17 protein-coding genes are annotated in these 19,833 nt (G+C 40.5%); 11 read left to right on the top strand and 6 right to left on the bottom strand.

Annotation, left to right across the window (positions count from 1 at the left end; all coding sequences use genetic code 11):
* Nucleotides 1–92: 92 nt before the first annotated feature.
* The 3 genes from radA (at nt 93) to AAEY55_RS06800 (ending at nt 3,320) form a co-directional block, all read left to right on the top strand.
* Nucleotides 93–1,478, top strand: a complete 1,386-nt coding sequence (gene radA / locus AAEY55_RS06810) for a DNA repair protein RadA (RefSeq protein ID WP_011327360.1) — start codon at nt 93–95, stop codon at nt 1,476–1,478.
* An 81-nt stretch (nt 1,479–1,559) separates the two neighbouring features.
* Nucleotides 1,560–2,492, top strand: coding sequence for a hypothetical protein (locus AAEY55_RS06805; protein ID WP_089367823.1), 933 nt, complete (start codon nt 1,560–1,562; stop codon nt 2,490–2,492).
* Between the two features lie 249 nt (nt 2,493–2,741).
* The gene (locus AAEY55_RS06800) at nt 2,742–3,320 is read left to right on the top strand and encodes a TMEM175 family protein (protein ID WP_011327362.1); all 579 of its coding nucleotides are present in this window, start codon (nt 2,742–2,744) and stop codon (nt 3,318–3,320) included.
* A 103-nt stretch (nt 3,321–3,423) separates the two neighbouring features.
* On the opposite strand, the gene serA is transcribed toward AAEY55_RS06800, so the two are convergent.
* From serA to metK, 5 genes are all read right to left on the bottom strand, one after another.
* Entirely contained in the window at nt 3,424–4,653 is a 1,230-nt protein-coding gene (gene serA, locus AAEY55_RS06795) for a phosphoglycerate dehydrogenase (RefSeq protein WP_011327363.1), read from the bottom strand.
* Between the two features lie 9 nt (nt 4,654–4,662).
* A complete protein-coding gene (gene rpiA, locus AAEY55_RS06790) occupies nt 4,663–5,316 on the bottom strand; it encodes a ribose-5-phosphate isomerase RpiA (RefSeq protein WP_350550610.1) in 654 nt (217 codons plus the stop codon).
* A 52-nt stretch (nt 5,317–5,368) separates the two neighbouring features.
* A complete protein-coding gene (locus AAEY55_RS06785; protein WP_089367824.1) occupies nt 5,369–5,965 on the bottom strand; it encodes a 5-formyltetrahydrofolate cyclo-ligase in 597 nt (198 codons plus the stop codon).
* Between the two features lie 20 nt (nt 5,966–5,985).
* Nucleotides 5,986–6,537, bottom strand: coding sequence for a hypothetical protein (locus AAEY55_RS06780; protein WP_011327366.1), 552 nt, complete (start codon nt 6,535–6,537; stop codon nt 5,986–5,988).
* Nucleotides 6,538–6,689: 152 nt separating this feature from the next.
* Nucleotides 6,690–7,841, bottom strand: coding sequence for a methionine adenosyltransferase (gene metK / locus AAEY55_RS06775; protein WP_011327367.1), 1,152 nt, complete (start codon nt 7,839–7,841; stop codon nt 6,690–6,692).
* A 303-nt stretch (nt 7,842–8,144) separates the two neighbouring features.
* Between metK and tkt the strand changes: the two genes are divergently transcribed.
* From tkt to AAEY55_RS06735, 8 genes are all read left to right on the top strand, one after another.
* Entirely contained in the window at nt 8,145–10,136 is a 1,992-nt protein-coding gene (gene tkt / locus AAEY55_RS06770; protein ID WP_350550606.1) for a transketolase, read from the top strand.
* A 185-nt stretch (nt 10,137–10,321) separates the two neighbouring features.
* The gene (locus AAEY55_RS06765; protein WP_011327369.1) at nt 10,322–10,636 is read left to right on the top strand and encodes a pyrimidine/purine nucleoside phosphorylase; all 315 of its coding nucleotides are present in this window, start codon (nt 10,322–10,324) and stop codon (nt 10,634–10,636) included.
* A 201-nt stretch (nt 10,637–10,837) separates the two neighbouring features.
* The gene (gene hpf, locus AAEY55_RS06760; RefSeq protein WP_011327370.1) at nt 10,838–11,194 is read left to right on the top strand and encodes a ribosome hibernation-promoting factor, HPF/YfiA family; all 357 of its coding nucleotides are present in this window, start codon (nt 10,838–10,840) and stop codon (nt 11,192–11,194) included.
* A 213-nt stretch (nt 11,195–11,407) separates the two neighbouring features.
* A complete protein-coding gene (locus AAEY55_RS06755; protein WP_407072704.1) occupies nt 11,408–12,580 on the top strand; it encodes an NRAMP family divalent metal transporter in 1,173 nt (390 codons plus the stop codon).
* 423 nt (nt 12,581–13,003) lie between these two features.
* Nucleotides 13,004–13,840, top strand: coding sequence for a hypothetical protein (locus tag AAEY55_RS06750; RefSeq protein WP_188161733.1), 837 nt, complete (start codon nt 13,004–13,006; stop codon nt 13,838–13,840).
* 58 nt (nt 13,841–13,898) lie between these two features.
* Complete coding sequence (locus AAEY55_RS06745; protein WP_188161734.1) at nt 13,899–15,089, top strand: SIR2 family protein; 1,191 nt, start codon at nt 13,899–13,901, stop codon at nt 15,087–15,089.
* Nucleotides 15,086–16,909 carry an ATP-binding protein gene (locus tag AAEY55_RS06740; RefSeq protein WP_192542206.1) on the top strand — a complete coding sequence of 608 codons (1,824 nt, stop codon included), beginning with the start codon at nt 15,086–15,088 and terminating at the stop codon, nt 16,907–16,909. Before AAEY55_RS06745 ends, AAEY55_RS06740 begins: the two co-directional genes overlap by 4 nt.
* A gap of 260 nt (nt 16,910–17,169) precedes the next feature.
* The gene (locus AAEY55_RS06735; RefSeq protein ID WP_350546101.1) at nt 17,170–17,649 is read left to right on the top strand and encodes a hypothetical protein; all 480 of its coding nucleotides are present in this window, start codon (nt 17,170–17,172) and stop codon (nt 17,647–17,649) included.
* Nucleotides 17,650–18,312: 663 nt separating this feature from the next.
* On the opposite strand, the gene AAEY55_RS06730 is transcribed toward AAEY55_RS06735, so the two are convergent.
* Nucleotides 18,313–19,500: a VWA domain-containing protein gene (locus AAEY55_RS06730; RefSeq protein ID WP_350550602.1), complete on the bottom strand. Its 1,188-nt coding sequence runs from the start codon at nt 19,498–19,500 to the stop codon at nt 18,313–18,315.
* Nucleotides 19,501–19,833 lie beyond the last annotated feature (333 nt).

The raw sequence follows: 19,833 nt of genomic DNA, 5'->3' as shown, positions 1-19,833 counted from the left end.
ATGACTCATTGTTAGGCGAAAGTTTAAAATGGTAAAATAAGCACTTAACATTAAGTATTTTTAAAATTAAAGAATAGTAGGTAAAGTTATAAATGGCTAAAGCGGCAAAAGTAGAGTTTGTTTGTACCGAATGTGGCATGAACTACCAACGTTGGCAAGGTCAATGCCGCTGTGGTGCATGGAACACATTAGCAGAATTTAAACCGTCAGCAGGGCAAAGTAAAAAAGCATCGGCACGCGTAAGTGTAGGTGGTTATGCTGGGGGGATTGGTGGCGGTTCTAAAAAAATTAATGATATTGCTACCGCAGAAACTGAAAAACAGTTAACTGAAATTGGCGAGCTCGATCGTGTTTTAAGTGGCGGTGTAACAACGGGGTCAGTTAATATAATCTCTGGCGATCCAGGGGCTGGTAAAACAACCTTGTTATCTGATTTAGTGGCACGAATGTCACAACGCATGCCCTCACTTTACTGTACCGCAGAAGAATCTTTATCGCAGTTTAAAAACAGAGTGAATCGTTTAAAGTTAAATTATAACCCTGATGCGCTTTATTTACTTTCCGAAACCAGTGTTGAAACCATCATTGAAGAACTCGATAAAAATAAAATTAAGTTTGCAGTAATAGACTCCATTCAAGCAGTGGTCACCGACACAGCTAACGGTAGCCCAGGCTCGCCTTCGCAAGTAAAAAGTGCCGCGCAAGCACTTACGCAATACTGTAAGCAAAATGATGTCACTATGTTCATTATTGCCCATGTAAATAAAAACAACGAAATAGCTGGTCCGCAAACGCTGGTGCATATAGTTGACGCACTATTGCATATAGATACTAACGATGGGCAAATTCGTACCTTACGAGCAAATAAAAACCGCTTTGGTGATATAGATACAGTCGGTATTTTTAGAATGTGCGAACGCGGTATGCTCAGCGTTGATAACCCCAGCGAAATATTTTTATCAGGCTCAACTACAGATTCACCTGGCTCTGCAATTACGTGTATTCGTAAAGGTAATCGTAATTTATTACTCGAAATTCAATGTTTAACCACTGAGATTGAGGCGGAATTTCCGCAGCGTGTTTGCGTTGGTTTAAACATGAACCGAATAAAAATGCTCACCGGCATACTGCGTAAGCACACAAAAACTAAAATATTTCACGATACGTTTTTTAATATAGTGGGTGGCTTAAAAATTGATGAATCAGAAACCTGTATAGATTTAGCGTTGGTTGCTGCGCTACTTAGCAGCTTAAATGATTTTGTTGTGCCACGTACCACTTGTATTATGGGAGAGCTGAGCTTAAATGGCGACGTACGCCCAATAGACAGTGGCGTACCGCGCGTTAAAGAAGCTGCGCAGCATGGCTTTACGGAAATATTTATTCCATTTCGTAATTACCATAAATCAATGGAAGGGCTGGGCGCTAAGATCACCCCGATAAAAACAGTACATGAGTTACTTAGTTTAATTAATTAGCAAAAACGCTTATCGGTGATGTTCTGCAATGTTACTCTTGAGCTGAAACAATTTATATAAAGACTTAAATAAGGAAATAACATGAAAAAGTTAGTTATAGCTGCAGCAATTGTAGCTGCCGGTGTTGGTGGCGTAAGTTATGCAAATCACGTAGCCACTAAAGAAGTACGTGCAGAAATAGATAAGCAACTAGCACTAGTGAGCGAGCAAACCGGCGCTACATTTAAGTATGCAGACTTATCGGCTAGTGTTATTTCCAATAGTGTAGAAATTAGCAATATGGAAGTCATTAGTTCTGAAGGCGATAATGTTGCCAGTATTCAAAGCATTGAAGTGACAGGCTACGAAACCGATAAAATTTCACCACACACTACATTTGATGTAAAAAGCTTTCAATTTAATAAAGACTTTGTGGCTAAATTACCAGCCGATACAAATACTATGTTAGCGTCGGCCAGTTACGATTTACATTCATCACTTGATTACGATGAAAAATCGGGCGACAGCGATGTGGTAGTTAAGTTAGATGCAAAAGACATTGTTAGCTTTAATATGAATATGGGTCTGGCAAACACACAAGCACTTATGGATGCATCGCTTGCGATCAGTAAAGCGCAGCAAGCAGCGGGCAGCGAACCTTTAACTTATGAGCAAGAATTACAGCAGCAAACGCTAATAATGCAAGCTATGAGTAAGTTAGAGCCGCGCAGTGTTAACTTTGAACTTAATAACCAAGGCGAGCTTAAAGCATTGCTAGAAAGCGAGCTTATTAAGCAAGGTATGAGTGTTGAGCAAATGCAAATGATGGTTGAGCAGCAGCTACAGCAAGCGCCAGTAACTGAAGAAATTGCAGAAGCGATTAGCGGCTTTGTTAAAGGCTTAAATTCATTTAGCGTGTCGGCAAAACTACCTGAAGGCAAAACTATGATGGAAGTTAACCAACAAATAATGATGCTAATAGGCCAGCCTGAAAAGCTTGTAGAGTACATTAATCTAGAAGTTAAAGGCGACTAAAAGTAGCTATAGCAATCGCGATATCAGTTAAAAATGATAGCACGATACACATAATTAAAGCGTGAGTTTAACTCGCGCTTTTTTATGCGTAAATTTTGCGTTTAGACTAGGTGTTAACTCTCAAAATTAACAATTAGTTTACCAGCACTCATTTAATCGTTAGTATTCATTACTACAAAAACTGTTATTTATCATATTAAATAGCCATTAAGGCTCAAACTAATTACTTAAAGTTGAATGGGGTTACAGATGGGAAAAGGTCGATTAGAAGCTTTTAGTGATGGTGTGTTGGCAATTATTATTACCATTATGGTATTGGAGCTAAAAATACCTGAAGGCGCGGGAATTGAAGCACTTGTGCCTATGCTCCCTAACTTTTTTAGCTATGTTTTAAGTTTTGTATACGTAGGGATTTACTGGAATAACCATCATCATTTATTACACGCTGCTGGCAGTGTTTCGGGTGGGGTATTGTGGTCAAATTTAAATTTACTTTTTTGGTTATCATTATTCCCGTTTTCGACCAGTTGGATGGGAGGTAATCACTTTGAGCCGCTACCTACCGCGACTTATGGTGCCGTGCTGTTTATGGCGGCGATTGCGTATAATATTTTACAACGCAGCATAATGGCGACAGATGGCTGCAGCTCTGTATTGCGCAAAGCAATCGGTGCAGACTGGAAAGGCAAAGTGTCTATGGCGCTTTACTTATCGGCAGTAGGCGTAGCATTTGTAGCACCATGGTTAGCACAAGTAATATATGTAGCAGTGGCGCTGCTATGGTTAGTGCCAGATAAAAGAATAGAGCAGGCCGTTAATCAAAATTAAATTTATTACTCTTTTAATTAGTTTTACCGCTAAGTAGGGCAATAAAAAAGCCGCGTTTGTTATAAAGCAAACGCGGCTTAAAATTTTCTAGAGCTTAAATTAGTTAATGCAGAATACGTGCTCTTATCGTGCCTTCAACAGCGCTTAGCTCTTTAAGGGCAACTTCTGAGTGGTCGGTATCTACATCAATAACTACATAACCAATTGACTCATCTGTTTGTAGGTACTGCGCGGCAATGTTAATACCGTGCTGCGCAAACGCTTGGTTTATTTGTGTTAATACGCCAGGACGGTTGTGATGTACATGCAGTAAGCGACTACGATTAGCAAGCTCTGGTAGTGAAACCTCAGGGAAGTTAACAGCAGTAATAGTTGAGCCGTTATCTGAGTATTTAGCTAGTTTTCCAGCTACTTCAATACCAATGTTTTCTTGCGCTTCTTGAGTTGAGCCACCAATGTGCGGCGTTAAAATAACATTGTCGAAATTACGCAGTGGCGATACAAACTCTTCATCGTTAGATTTAGGCTCAACCGGGAATACATCGATTGCTGCGCCGCTGAGTTTTTTATCGGTAAGCGCTTCTGCCAATGCATCAATATCAACTACAGTACCGCGAGACGCATTAATTAAAATAGCGCCTTGTTTCATAACCGCAAGTTCGGCAGTGCCAATAAGGTTCTTAGTTTGTGGGGTTTCAGGTACATGCAAAGTAATAATATCAGAGCGTTGTAATAGCTGAGTTAAATTATGTACTTGCTTAGCGTTGCCAAGTGATAACTTATCTTCAATATCGTAAAACTCAACATGCATACCAATATTTTCGGCCATAATACCTAACTGGGTACCAATGTGGCCATAGCCAATAATACCCAATGTTTTACCACGAGCTTCAAACGAGCCGTTTGCGGTTTTTAACCAGCCGCCACGATGTGCAGCAGCATTACGCTGAGGAATACCGCGTAATAGCAACAGTATTTCACCAAGTACAAGCTCTGCAACCGAGCGGGTGTTAGAAAATGGTGCGTTAAATACTGCAATACCACGTTCGCGCGCCGCATTTAAGTCAACCTGGTTGGTGCCAATACAAAAACAGCCAACCGCAACGAGCTTTTCAGCTGCTTCTAACACAGCTTGGTTAATATGAGTACGAGAACGAAGCCCCACAAAGTGTACGTCTTTAATACGTTCTTTTAGCTCGTCCTCAGGTAAGGATGTTTTAACATAGTCGATGTTGCTATAACCGTTACGTTTTAGCGTTTCAACAGCGCTTTGGTGAACACCTTCAAGCAAAAGAATTTTAATTTTGTCTTTTGCCAACGATACCTTACTCATAACCTCATCCTATTTAATTTGTGGCCCATTTTTAGTGCCGATAATCACTTTATCAGCGCCACGCTCTGCGAATAGGCCGTTGGTAACTACGCCAACAATTTGATTAATTTGTGTTTCAAGTTGTTTAGCTTGGGTAATTTTTAAATTATGTACATCTAAAATAACGTTACCGTTATCGGTAACTACACCTTGGCGATACACAGGATCACCGCCAAGTTTTAATAATTCGCGTGCTACGTAACTGCGTGCCATGGGTATAACTTCCACCGGCAGTGGAAAACCACCCAAGGTTGCTACTAATTTGGTGTCATCTACAATGCACACAAATTGTTTAGCTACCGCTGCTACTATTTTTTCACGAGTAAGGGCTGCACCGCCGCCTTTAATCATTTCGTTATGGGCGTTAATTTCATCAGCGCCGTCAACGTATACATCTAAAACATCAACGTCATTAAGTTCAAATACTTCAATGCCTAGCGCTTTTAAACGAGCTGTTGAGGCTTCTGAACTAGAAACTGCACCTTTAATGGTGTCTTTTATTGAGCCTAGTGCATCAATAAAGTGATTAACCGTTGAGCCTGTACCTACGCCTACAATAGTGTTCTCTTTTACAAACTTTAACGCTGCCCAAGCAGCTGCTTTTTTTAATTCGTCTTGTGTCATTGTTTTATGCTCATTTATGTCAAAAATTTCTGCTGGTATACAAAGTAACGCTTTACCAACAGTAGGTTTTATTTGGGGTGATAATTGTTTTAAGTGGCACATCCCATGATTCTATGGGTAAAGCTGTTACTTTTTGGCATTCATGTGCTAAACCAATAAGTTGCGGCTTTTGCCAGTGTTGCTGGTGTAGCCGCGCCAATGTCCGATCGTAAAACCCACCCCCCATTCCTAAGCGATTACCTTGGTTATCAAATGCCACTAATGGCATAAGTAGGTAATCAAGCTCTGGTAACGGGCATATTTGAGTACAATTGAGCTTAGGTTCCAAGATACCATAGCGGTTTGCCTTCATGGGTGAGTTTTTTTCATAACGCTGAAATAGTAAATTAGCCCCGTTAAAGGGGTGGATTACAGGTAGGTAAAGGGTGTGCCCTTTATCCCACAACTCATTAATTAACAATGAGGTATCTAACTCGCCGTCGTTACTAAAATAAATGGCAATATGCTCTTTTTTAGTGTTTTTTTTGCCATTTAAGTATTGAATAAAATTCACTTTTAGCGATTGGGCGGCAATTAATTGTTGGTTACTTGATAAATTATTACGCAGTTCGCGGACAGATGCTCTTATTGTTGCACGTTTATTGCTCACTTTAGGACTTCACCCCGTAATTAAAAAGAGAATAAGTTAGGGACGGTTAAATATATTGCTAATAAAATAAGCAAAGTAACCACAGTTGCTATGAGTGAATATAACAACACATTACTGCGTTTTTGCAGTGGTGTGAGCAACTCATCATCAAGCATAAGATCATCGTCTTGCCACTCTATGTGTTCATCGGTAATTGCTGTGGCTTCAACCTCGGGTAGGCGCTGTTCAAGCTCGTCTAGTTTTTCTTCAAGGCGAATTAAGCTACTGGTAATGTAATCAAGCGCATCAAAAATTCTGTCATCGCGCTGGCTACTCGTTGCACTTGCCAGTTGAGTATTTTGATTAGGGTTGGTAACAGCCTGCAGCTTACTTTTAATACCTAAGCTGGCAAGTAGTTTGGCTTGCTTTAGGGCTTTGTCTTTATTGCTTGGCACAAATAGCGGTTTACCATTAAAAAAAAGCGACACTTTTTCATTTGATGTTTTTAATTTAGTAGCAAGCATGGCAGTAACAGCTTTGCTGTCAACGCCCTCAGCGAGTCCTACAAAGGTAACACGAAAGTTGTCGGCCATTTTTAATTCCCTAAGCTTTTATAGTAAAACGAGTATATACCGAAAGTGCAAAACAATTCGAGAGTGATTTATGTTTCACGGCTTGAATAATAAGCTTTAGATATAAAAACGACCCTTAAAAGGGCCGTTTATATTTTTAATAGTATGTTGGCTTAAAGACCAGCAGCAGCGCGAAGTGCTTCTGCTTTATCAGTACGCTCCCAAGGGAACTCTTCACGACCAAAGTGGCCGTAAGCCGCCGTTGGAAGGTAGATAGGGCGCTCTAAATCAAGCATTTTAATTAAACCGTAAGGGCGCAAGTCAAAGTGCTCACGAATAAGCTCAATTAAACGGCTTTCTTCTAGCTTGCTGGTACCAAAGGTTTCTACGCTTATAGACGTAGGCTCTGCAATACCAATAGCGTACGATACTTGTAGCTCACACTTATCAGCAAGGCCAGCAGCAACAATGTTTTTAGCAACATAACGTGCAGCATAGGCAGCACTACGGTCAACTTTTGATGGATCTTTACCAGAGAAAGCACCGCCACCGTGACGAGCCATGCCGCCGTAGGTATCTACAATGATTTTACGACCGGTTAAGCCACAATCGCCCATTGGTCCGCCAATTACAAAGCGACCTGTTGGGTTAATAAAAAACTTAGTCGCGCTAGTAATTAGCTCAGCAGGAAGTACCGGCTTGATGATAGTTTCCATCACCGCTTCGATTAAATCTTTTTGTGAAATATCTTCGCTGTGCTGCGTAGAAAGTACAACAGCATCAATACCTACTGGCTTGCCGTTTTCGTATGCAAACGTAACTTGTGATTTTGCATCTGGGCGTAACCAGTTAAGCTCGCCGCTTTTACGAACCTGTGCTTGGCGCTGCACTAAACGGTGTGAGTAGGTAATAGGAGCAGGCATTAGTACTTCAGTTTCGTTACATGCGTAACCAAACATTAAGCCTTGATCGCCAGCGCCTTGTTCTTCTGGGCTAGTACGGTCAACACCTTGGTTAATGTCAGGAGACTGTTTACCAATAGTGTTTAAAATTGCACATGAATCTGCATCAAAACCCATATCTGAATTAGTGTAGCCAATGTCGCGAATTGTTTTACGTGTAATTTCTTCGATATCAACCCATGCGCTAGTAGTGATTTCACCACCAACCATAACCATACCGGTTTTTACGTAAGTTTCACACGCAACTCGGGCATGAGAATCTTGCTCAAGGATAGCATCAAGTACCGCATCAGAGATTTGATCGGCGATTTTATCCGGATGACCTTCAGAAACAGATTCAGAAGTAAATAAATGTTTTGCCATTGTATTTCTGCTCACAAATATTGCGCTTCACAAACGTCGGTATTAGCGCTTAAAAATTAAGGGGCGTATTTTATCGAAAACAAAACACCTTGCATAGTGTTTTTACGCCTAGACGTCTAAATAAAATATTTAATAACTTTTCGGTCTCAAAAAATATTCATAATGACCTATTATTATGGGTTTTTAATTGCACACCGCCCCTACAATAAGTAAGAATGGACTATACACTAGTCGCCAAGTTATACGGCGGCATAATCGAATACATAAATACCCGCGCAAAAATATATTAAGGTAGGAGAATTCATGCCATCTCGCAAAGAACTTGCAAATGCTATTCGTGTCTTGTCAATGGACGCAGTACAAAAGGCCAAATCTGGTCATCCTGGAGCCCCTATGGGCATGGCAGATATCGCAGAAGTATTATGGCGCGATTATCTAAAACATAACCCAACAAACCCAGAGTGGGCTGACCGAGATCGCTTTATATTATCGAACGGCCACGGTTCAATGCTTATTTATTCTTTATTACATTTAACGGGTTATGATTTACCGTTAGACGAAATTAAAAACTTCCGTCAAATGCATTCAAAAACACCTGGTCACCCAGAGTACGGTTATGCACCAGGAATCGAAACTACTACGGGCCCGTTAGGTCAAGGAATCACTAACGCAGTAGGTATGGCAATTGCCGAAAAAGCGCTAGCTGCACAGTTTAACCGTGAAGGTCACGATATTGTTGATCACTTTACCTATGCATTTATGGGCGACGGCTGCTTAATGGAAGGTATTTCTCATGAAGCTGGTTCACTTGCAGGCACATTAGGTCTGGGTAAACTTGTTGCATTTTGGGATGACAACGGCATTTCAATCGATGGCGAAGTAGAAGGTTGGTTTACCGATGATACGCCAGCTCGCTTTAAAGCGTACGGTTGGCATGTAATTAGCGGTGTTGATGGCCACGACAGCGATGCTATAAGTGCTGCAATCGCAGAAGCTAAAAGTGTTACCGATAAGCCATCACTAATTTGTTGTAAAACAATTATTGGTTACGGCTCACCTAATAAGTCGGGTAGCCACGATTGTCACGGTGCACCACTAGGTGAGGACGAAATTAAAGCGTCTCGCGAATTTTTAGGTTGGACTGGCGATGCATTCGAAATCCCTGCAGACATTTATGCACAATGGGATAGCAAAGAAAAAGGTCAACAGCTTGAATCAAGCTGGGACGAAAAATTTGCAGCATACGCAAAAGCATACCCAGAGCTAGCGTCAGAATACAAGCGTCGTATTAACAACGAACTGCCAGGCGATTGGGCTGCAAAATCTCAAGCGTACATTGAAGAGCTGCAAGCAAACCCTGCAAACCCTGCATCGCGTAAAGCGTCGCAAAATGCATTAAACGCATTTGGCCCGTTATTACCAGAGTTTATGGGTGGCTCTGCCGATTTAGCTGGCTCAAACCTAACAATTTGGGATGGCTCTAAAGGCTTAACACGCGACGATGCAAGCGGTAACTACATTTATTACGGTGTACGTGAGTTTGGTATGTCGGCAATTATGAATGGTATTGCGCTGCATAAAGGCTTTATTCCTTACGGTGCTACGTTCTTAATGTTTGTTGAATATGCAAAAAATGCCGTACGTATGGCTGCATTAATGAAGCAACCAAGCATTTTTGTATACACGCACGATTCAATTGGTTTAGGTGAAGATGGTCCAACTCACCAACCAGTAGAGCAAATTGCAAGCATGCGTTTAACGCCTAACTTATACAACTGGCGTCCATGTGACCAAGTTGAGTCGGCAATTGCATGGCAACAAGCTATTGAGCGTAAAGACGGTCCTACATCACTAATCTTTACTCGCCAAGGTTTAGAGCAACAAGCACGTAACGCACAGCAACTGAGCGACGTTAAAAAGGGTGGTTACATCCTTAGCTGCGACGGCAATCCAGAGCTTATTTTCATTGCAACGGGTTCTGAAGTGCAACTAGCACAAGATTCTGCAAGCGAACTACGCAAGCAAGGTAAAAAGGTACGTGTTGTATCTATGCCGTGTACTGATGCTTTTGAAACGCAAAGCGCAGCATACAAAGAAAGTGTATTGCCAGCATCTGTTTCACGCCGCGTAGCAGTAGAAGCAGGTATTGCTGATTACTGGTACAAGTACGTTGGCCTAAATGGCGCAGTAGTAGGTATGACTACCTTTGGTGAGTCAGCGCCTGCAGGTGAGCTGTTTGAGCACTTTGGCTTTACTGTTGAGAACATAGTAAACAAAGCAAACGAACTTTTTTAATCGCCTTTGATTAAATAAAGTAAGCAATTGAAAAACCCGCATATGTTGCGGGTTTTTTTATGCACGAATATGAAACAACTTCACTTAAAGCAATACTGCTTTCCTTGCAAGAAAGTAAGCTATCAGGCAAGGTAGTGCGATAAAATTTATAAATAAAAATCTTAAATTATTAGCAGGAGCTAAATATGTCAAAGTTCGAAAATGTTAGTGTAATTAAAAAAGCCAATGTGTATTTTGATGGCAAAGTGTCAAGCCGAACCGTTTTATTAGGCAGTGGTGAAGCAAAAACATTAGGCTTTATGCAACCAGGTGAGTTTGTGTTCGACACTAACCAAAAAGAATGTATGGAATTATTAGCAGGGCAGTGGGATATTTTATTGCCAGGTGAAAGCGAGTGGAAAACATTTAATGCGGGCGAATCATTTAATGTTGATGCAAACGTAAGCTTTAAGGTAAAAGTAAGCGACTTTGCTGATTATTGCTGTTCATACACAGATTAATAGCACAAATATAACGCGGGTAGTATGTTATTTAACCGCTTAAAGAGCCCGTATAATGCGGGCTTTTGCATGTTTAATGTTCAGTGAGTGATCTAAATCAGCTTTACTAACAAATATTTGCTTAAATAGTTACATTTCTCCTTGTGTTAATTCATATTGCCCCCAATACTAACTATGAAGTAACACATAAAAGGATATAAAATGAAAATTAATCTTACAGGTCACCATGTTGACGTTACTGATTCAATTAGAGAACACGTAAACGAAAAGTTTTCAAAAATAGCGAATCACTTTCCATCTTTGATCGCGCTCGACATTATTCTTTCTAAAGTTCACAACAAGCTTCAAGCGGAAATTAGCACTATTTACGAAGGTGCACGTATATCGGTTAAGGGCGAAAACGAAGTGCTGTATCCAGCAATTAGTAGTGCCGCAAAAAAACTAGATACGTCACTAAAACATCGCAAAGGGCAAATTAAAGCTAATTTGCATGAAAAACCAGAAATAACAACCCCAGAAATTGCACACGAAATCATCCAAGAGATGGATCTTCGTTAACGTTTTTAGAGTTTAGGCCCTAACTTTTAGGGCCTAAAACCATTATTTATTAGCTTCGTTTTACCCCCTCATTTATTAATACTTTTCAGCTTTCATTTTGCGTTAAAACTCTGTAATTTATTTCATTATTATAAATAAACAGTAAGTACACACATGCGCTCTGTAGTATCAAATTGGCAAACTCGCTTAAATGCATTGGGGCCGGGAATTCTAATGGCAACCGCTGCAATTGGTGGTTCACATTTAGTGGCATCAACCCAAGCGGGAGCCATATTTGGCTGGCAATTATTTTGGCTTATTTTAGTAGTAAACGTTTTAAAGTACCCATTTTTTCGCTTTGGCATGGAGTACACACTCGCTACCAAAAATAGCCTAGTAGAGGGTTATAAAAGCAAAGGGCCATTTTATTTTTACAGCTTCATTGTCCTAAATGTTGTTGCCGCTATCGTTAATACCGCAGGCGTATTATTACTCACCGCAAGCTTGTTGCATTACGCACTACCTATCACAATAGAAATAACACTGCTGTGTTGGATTTTACTTGGCGTGTGCTTAACCATACTTTTGCTAGGGCACTTTAAAGCGCTAGATAACGTGGCAAAAGGCATTATGGGGCTACTTACATTAGCAACATTAATAGCACTTGCTATTGCCTTTAGTAATGGCCCAATGGCACCTGCTGACTATGTAGGCCCTTCACCGTATGAGTTAGCCATGCTTAGCTTTATGGTGGCACTAATGGGTTGGATGCCCGCCCCCATTGAAATATCCGCACTTAGCTCACTGTGGTTAAAGGAAAAACAAGCACAACAAACAATATCTAAACGCGAAGGCTTGTTCGACTTTAACGTGGGTTACTGGTTAACCGCAGGCTTAGCGCTGGTGTTTTTTAGCTTAGGTGTATTAGTGCAATACGGGCAAAGCAGTAATATAGAACTCGGTGGGGTCGCTTTTGCCAAACAGCTTATTGATATGTACGCACTTACCATTGGCGAGTGGGCAAGGCCGCTAGTATCAGCCATCGCTTTTTTATGTATGTTTGGTACCACATTAACGGTACTAGATGGTTATGCGCGTACTTTAAACGAATCGCATAAATTACTTGGTTTTAAGCAATCAAAACACAGCTTAAATACATGGCTAATACTGCAAGCACTTGCTGGTATGGCGGTTATTTTATTTTTTGAATCAGCCTTAGGTCCTATGCTTACCTTTGCCATGACACTGTCATTTGTAACCACTCCTATATTTGCTTGGCTAAACTTTAGCCTTGTGCGCTCAGAGCCCAGCATTAAACACGGCGTACTACTTAAAAGTTTAAGCTGGGTAGGGCTACTGTACTTAGTCGGTTTTTCTGTGGCATTTGTAGTGTGGATGATGATGTGATTTTAGGTGCGAGACGAAGGACCCATAGTAAAACGAGCAATCACTGAATACTTGATTTGGTGGGGGTTGCAAAGTTGGCAGGCCACTTGCTGTTGCTAAGCACGTAATTAATAAGTTGTAGGCTAAATTTAGCCTGCAATCTTGAAGTCTCTGATTAGAAGCTAAATACCCATAATTAGCAGCGTTGATAGTCAGCTTAGAGCGAGAAGCAGACGTTCGGGGGGAGCTATAGTTAGCTCAGTAATCCTCAGAGAAAACTATCACTTTTTTATATAGTAAAATAACCTTTACTAGGCTTAATATTTATAGGTGGCAATAACTTACACTATTTGCTATTAATAGAAACTCATGAAATAAGGACGTTTTCGCGCAAAATAGGGAAAGTGTCCGCTGATAAAGATGTTAGCAGCCAAAGGAGTTTAAATGACACTTGTACTTGCTGGTCATAGTTCAGGAGGATTTGAAGAAGGGATTTATTTTGCATCAGACTCCCATATCACACAGAACAACCATGTCTTAGTTAAAGGCTTTAAAAAAGTAATTGAGATTCCAATTCGTGTTAAAGGATTAAATTTTTGTGGTGAGTGGTTTAATGGTTACTCAGGCAATAGTTATCAAGGTGCTTGTAGTGTTGCGTTTGCTGGAAGCTCTTTAGTTGCTCAGCATCTGATTAATTCAATGAAGAACCATTTAACAGAGCTATTTCCTACTTATTACAATGATAGTTATCAAATAGTGATGTCTTGTGAAACTAATAAGCACCTAAGACAAACTGATTATGACGACTCTATGTTTTTAGATAGTCACTTAGACACAATTTTGACCGCCGAGTATGTATCTCAAGTAATCTGCCATTCTATTGAAGCAGTATTAAACAAAGCTAGAGAGCATTGCTCTATGAGTCGGTTGTTTACTGCTTATCAGGCAGAGTTTATTTTAGGTGTGCAATGTCCTCAAACCCGAGAGTATCATTTATATCAATATGAAATTGTTCCAGACCAAGAGTTAGGAGCTAAAGTTGAGATAACCAGAGTTAATCAAAATGAACTAGCAGTAATTGGCGCAAAGAAATTTAAAGACGATGCTCTAATTGAGTTAGCGCAATGTGAAGGTGAAGAAAAACCCTCAGAAAAAATATTTCGGTTTCTTAATAGTGTAATTGAGAGTGAAACAAGTATAGGAAACAACGGGATAGGTAAACCAAGTGGTTTGTATAATCTACAAGGTAGTATTCTAACTAGAATTGGATTTGAGCGTTAATGCGATTCACACCTGCACCTAATTGAGTATTCTATAGCGAAAATATTGAGAGAAACTTATGGAAGAATTTGACAATAGATTGGAAAACTTGAAGCAGCTTTTAAGCTCGCAAAGCAGACAAAATTGGCTTTTTGGGGCTGGAATAAGCTTCGGTTCAAAAATACCTTTGATGTATCCATTGACTAATCGCGTTGAGGAAATCATCCAAGAATATTCAGGTGCTAAAGAAAAAAATATTTTGGCTTCTTTAAAAGAGGACTTAACCGAAGACTGCCATGTTGAACATTACTTGAGCCACTTAGGTGATCTTCTCGCTATCGCGGAGCGCTCAAAACAAAAAACCGCATACCTTGGCGCTAATAGTTATACATCTGATGAGTTAAAACAGCTATATCTAGAAATCATTAAGGCTATTGGTGGGATTATTAGATATGGATATGTGGGTGCCAATGCTAACTACGGGGTAGAAGAGGAAGTTGGCAAAGCAGAAAATCCAATTATTGAAATAAAACCTCATTTTGAATTTATAGAAGCATTATTGATTAGCCAATCAAATCTAGAGCGACGCTCAAAAACAACATTTTTTACTACTAATTACGACACATTACTAGAGGATGCCTTAGCTCTACACAAAAAAGTTGTATGCGATGGATTTTCAGGAGGTGCTGTAGGTTTTTGGAATGCCGAAAAAGAGTTTTCAAATACCGCTATAGATTCAAATACCTATCATCTATATAAACTACATGGTTCGATAGATTGGCACCGAGATAATAATTTAGGGCTAGTGCGTGCACGGTATGGAACTAAATATTTATCAGACCCTGCAAATATTATGATTTACCCTCAAGCAACAAAATATGTAGAAACGCAGAAAGATCCATTTGCCAGTTTATTTCTAGGTTTACGAAAAACTCTCATGAATGGTCAGCAAAATACATTAATTACTTGTGGCTACAGCTTTGGGGATGACCATATTAACGCTGAAATAGAAAGTGCGTTAAGAAGTGAAGCTAACCAAACGACAGTTATTGCTTTTATTCAAGAAGCACCGAAAGATGGAGTCGTTATTAATAAAACCTTAGATGCTTGGCTTTGCTGTCCTAAGATTGGTTCTAGAGTGTATGTCGCTGGTGAATTGGGAATTTATCATAATTCAACAACTCCTTTGGCTGAATCTGATGATAGTAAATATACATGGTGGCGTTTTGATGGACTAACTCAGTTCATAAAAACAGGGGACGTATCATGAAGAATGTTTTCCAAGCAAGGACAGAGCTAAAAATCGGGAAAATTATTGAGGTATCCGGCAATAATTTACGTATAGAAATTGATGATAATGTGAACGAATTGATTCGTGCTGTTGATGGGCAAGTTTATTCCGTGGGCCAAATGGGTAGTATCATTAAAGTTCATTTTGGCAGAAAGCTACTATTTGCTTTTGTTAGGTCGCTTAAAATGAGATCAGAGTTGATTTCTGATGACACTAGTCAAATAATTAATGCTGCGGATGATGCTCGTATTTTAGAAGCTGACTTGTTTGGTCAAGGAATATGGTCTAACAAAAATTCTCAACTTCATTTTTCCCGTGGTGTTGAGACTTATCCCTTGCCCCTTCAAAGTGCTTATATCTGCCTTAATGATGAACTAGAGGCTGTATATAAAGCTGCGGAATCAAATGCTCAAGATGAAGCCATCACTCCTATGGTACCCATAGGTAATTACATCGGTGGTAACAATGCAATATGCAGAGCAAATATTGATAAACTCTTTGGTCATCACTTTGCAATATTAGGGTCTACAGGTTCCGGTAAATCAGGAACAGTTGCTTCAATTTTACATTCTGTTTTAGATCATGAGCCAGAAGGTACAACATTGAAGCCCAGAATTGTAATGATTGATCCACATGGTGAATATGCTAGTGCTTTTGGTGATAGGGCAAAAGTATACCGAGCATATAATGATGCTTCTGTAGCCGATGATGAAGCAGAGCTTTTAAAATTGCCTTATTGGCTGATGTCTAGTGATGAATTGAGATCATTGATTATTGGTAAGACTGAACACGAGGCTACATCTCAAAACAATATTATTTACGAGGCAATCACTTACGCTAGATTACTTGAAGCCGGATATGTTCAGGATATCGGAGCAGAGCCAAATGGAGGGGCTGAAGCAGCACTCAGCGTCGATAAAACTGAAGAGCAGGTTTTGAATTTTGATAGAGATAAGCCAGTTCCGTTTAAGTTGACACAATTTGTAAAGCACATTGACAAGGTTCAGGGCCGTAAGGCGGGGAAACAAGATCATTTAGCGGCATCTGCAGGCCGAGATAAAGTTGATAATATACTTAAAAAACTCAAAGTCCTTCGTTCCAACCCTCAACTTAGTTTTTTATTGAAAGAATATACTGAGGAGTCTTCGCCTAAGCTACAGGAAATATTGTCACAATTTGTAGGTGAAGCGGATGGGAAAGATATCCGTATTATCGATATATCAGGTCTCCCAAACGAAGTAGCCGGACCGTTGACAGCATTAATATCTCGCCTTCTATTTCAATACAAGCTCTGGCAAACAAGGGATGAAAGAGAGAAAGACCCTGTACTATTTGTCTGTGAAGAAGCACATCGTTATGTACCGAATCATGGCGAAGCACAATATAAAGAAGCTCAAGATGCTATTCGTCGTATTGCAAAAGAAGGTCGGAAATACGGGCTAGGACTAGGTCTTATTTCTCAAAGGCCTTCGGATGTTGAAAGTACAGTTCTTTCTCAGTGTAACTCTTGGATTGTTCTTAGGTTGTCGAATTCCAGTGATCAAGAACATGTATCAAAGTTTTTACCTGATAGCTTAAGCGGTTTAACCAAAATGTTATCAGCCCTTACAAGACGAGAAGCTATATTTGTTGGTGAGGCCGCAGCACTTCCAAGTAGAATTCGAATTCGAGAGCTATCACCTGAACAATTACCCAATTCTAACGATATTAAATTTGCAAGTGGATGGTCGAATGACGCGATCCAAGAAGCTGACTTAATGACAATTGTAAATCGATGGTGTGGAACTACGGGGGAGTAATTCAGTAATGTTGGCGAGCAAAGCTTTAACGAGGCAATTCTGTCGGACTCGCTTTGCTCGCTGCAAATTACAGTGTTATCACTGTCCGCTAATGGCACTTTTGCGAAGTTCAGCAGTGATCGATAATCGGACAGTTAGAATTTAAATGTCTGAAGTCAAGGTTTTACCCGTTTGGCTTTAAAAACTAATATATGGACCGCAGGGACCGTACTATTACACTGTTATGCACACCTTAATAAAAGTAGCGAGATAACTGAAATATGCTAGATATCACAACCACGAACATAACTACAATTATCGCAGCATCTGCTGCGGTAGTCGCTGCTGTTTCAGCATGCTTTAGTTACTTCCTTTCTAAACGTATATACGATGAGATTAAGTCGGATGAAACGTTAATAGCAGGACGCTTGCATCAGGTGGGGCTTTCTGAAAAAGCTCATAATGACCCCTTAGTACGCACAGCACTTTTCAATAAATCTGCTCGAAAAGTATTTGTAACAACCGTAAAAGTATATGATCAAGATAATCAGCAAATTCCAGTAACGTGGTCAAACTCAATTTCTAAGGACGGAAATATTGAAGATCCAACTGGGTTGCTTGGAATCGTAAATACAGAGAATCTGTATATTAGGAGAAACGATGGTTCCGAATTTAGAGATGTATCAGTAAAAATTACTCACTCATTTTCCCTTAATGAATTAGTTCTAAAGTTCGATCCTTATCAAGGGTGGTGGCAATAATGCATAACAAGCGTGTTAATTCGACGCATTTACGTTTCGCTCCTGCACGGGCGTTAGCAATGACTGCAATTGGCACTTTCTAGCCATTCGACAACATAAAATGCTGATAATAAATTGGCAAGATATTTTACTGTGTCGGATGGCGCTTCGCTTATCCGACCTACACTTGGCACTGCGGTAATTGAAAACTGCTTGTTTGCGTATTAAATGAACGTATAAGTAACTGGCAACGCGGTAAGTCTGGCTGTTTCTAGTAAACTCATCATTTTTGTCGGATGGCGTGGCTTCGCCACTTATCCGACCTACCCCGTACCGTACCGTCAAAAGGTAGGTTGGTTAAGCCGAAGGCGCCACCCAACAGAGTTTCAGGTTAACGGCTTGAAGGGCTGCTAATGGCACATTCCAGCCACTAGGCAATATAAAATGCTGATAATAAATTGGCAAAATATTTTACTGTGTCGGATGGCGCTTCGCTTATCCGACCTACACTTGGCACTTTTTAGCCAATCGATAATGCAAAACGCCTATGATAATTGACGTTGCCTTTTTTCGTTGGGTTTCGCTTCGCTCAAACCAACCTACCTCAATCAAGGTAAAAACTAACCGCTAAGCTTGCGTGTCACATTTGCTTATCAGAGCATTGAGCTGACATTAATAGCAATATTAACTCAGCTCTTTTATCGCTCTACTTATTCCATCTAAACTCAGCGCATACATGCGGTTGTTCATCAGCTCTTTAATAAAACCTATTGATTGATAGTACGGCCAGTGTTCAATGGGTTGTGGGTTGAGCCAAGCCACTTTATCAAAGTGGTTGGTGATTCGTTGTAACCATACACTGCCGGGCTCTTCGTTGTAGTGCTCTACCGAGCCGCCGGGGTAGGCTATTTCGTACGGGCCCATAGTGGCATCGCCTACAAATATTACTTTGTAGTCGCTGGTAAACTTATTAATTAGCGTCATGGTGTCGATAACGTTTGAGTGGCGGCGTTGGTTGTCTTGCCACACGTGTTCATATAAGCAGTTATGAAAGTAGTAAAACTCTAAGTGTTTAAACTCGCCGTGGGCGGCGCTAAATAATTCTTCGCAGGTATGAATGTAGTCATCCATTGAGCCGCCAATATCAAATAGCATGAGTACTTTTACTGCATTGTGGCGCTCTGGTGCCATTTTTACGTCAAGCATACCGCCTTGTTTTGCGGTAGCGCGAATGGTCTCGTTTAAATCTAGCGTGTCGCTGGCGCCAGTGCGGGCAAATTTACGCAGTTTTTTAAGGGCAAGTTTAATAGTACGCGAGCCAATTTCACGGTCGGAGTCTAAATTGCGATATTCGCGTTTATCCCACACTTTTACTGCTTGGCGGTTACGGTTGCCGTCTTGGCCTATGCGCACACCTTCGGGGTTATAGCCGTATGCTCCAAAAGGTGACGTGCCGCCGGTGCCAACCCATTTATTACCGCCAGCGTGGCGTTTTTGTTGCTCTTCTAAGCGCTCTTTTAGGGTTTTCATTAGCTCGTCGAGGCCACCCATGGCTTTTAGTTGCGCTTTTTCTTCATCGCTAAGGTTTTTTTCAAACTCTTTACGCAGCCAATCTTCTGGTAAGTTGTGCTGTTGCTTTAAGCTCTCGAGCAAATCAAGGTCAGCAATACCACTAAAGTAGTCGCTAAAGGCTTTGTCGAAGCGGTCAAAGTGGGTTTCGTCTTTTACCATTATGGTACGTGCTAAATGGTAAAAAGCGTCTACGTCGGCAAATATAACACCCTTTTTTAAGGCGTTAATTAAATCAAGCAACTCGCGCAGGCTTACCGGTAAACGGTATTTACGCAGCGTGAAAAAAAACTGTATTAACATGTTAGGGCCTGTTTATCTTTCGAGGTTAAATTTGCAGCAGTGTGTTTGCTATTTAGGCAAGGCAGAGCCTATGTAGTGTGGTTATTCCCCATAAATAGGCGATAACGCAGCATAAATACCAAACACGCGCTGCCTGAAGGTTCGTCCTAGGGACGATTAACTCTTTGTTGCTCGGCTTTTACTTAGCCCACTAGGTTACAAACCTCGCGCCACGATTAAATCGTCCTTAGTTAGAACAAATTTTAATCCTGAAAGGTCAACAGATGTATGGACTCCCACTTCCATCAGAAGTAACGTAATAAGTGTTCAAACTTTTACTAAGGAGCCCATACA

The organism is Pseudoalteromonas sp. 120-MNA-CIBAN-0494 (assembly GCF_040308885.1).
In the GTDB taxonomy this organism is placed as follows: domain Bacteria; phylum Pseudomonadota; class Gammaproteobacteria; order Enterobacterales; family Alteromonadaceae; genus Pseudoalteromonas; species Pseudoalteromonas nigrifaciens.
This window is presented reverse-complemented; position numbering and strand designations above follow the sequence as displayed.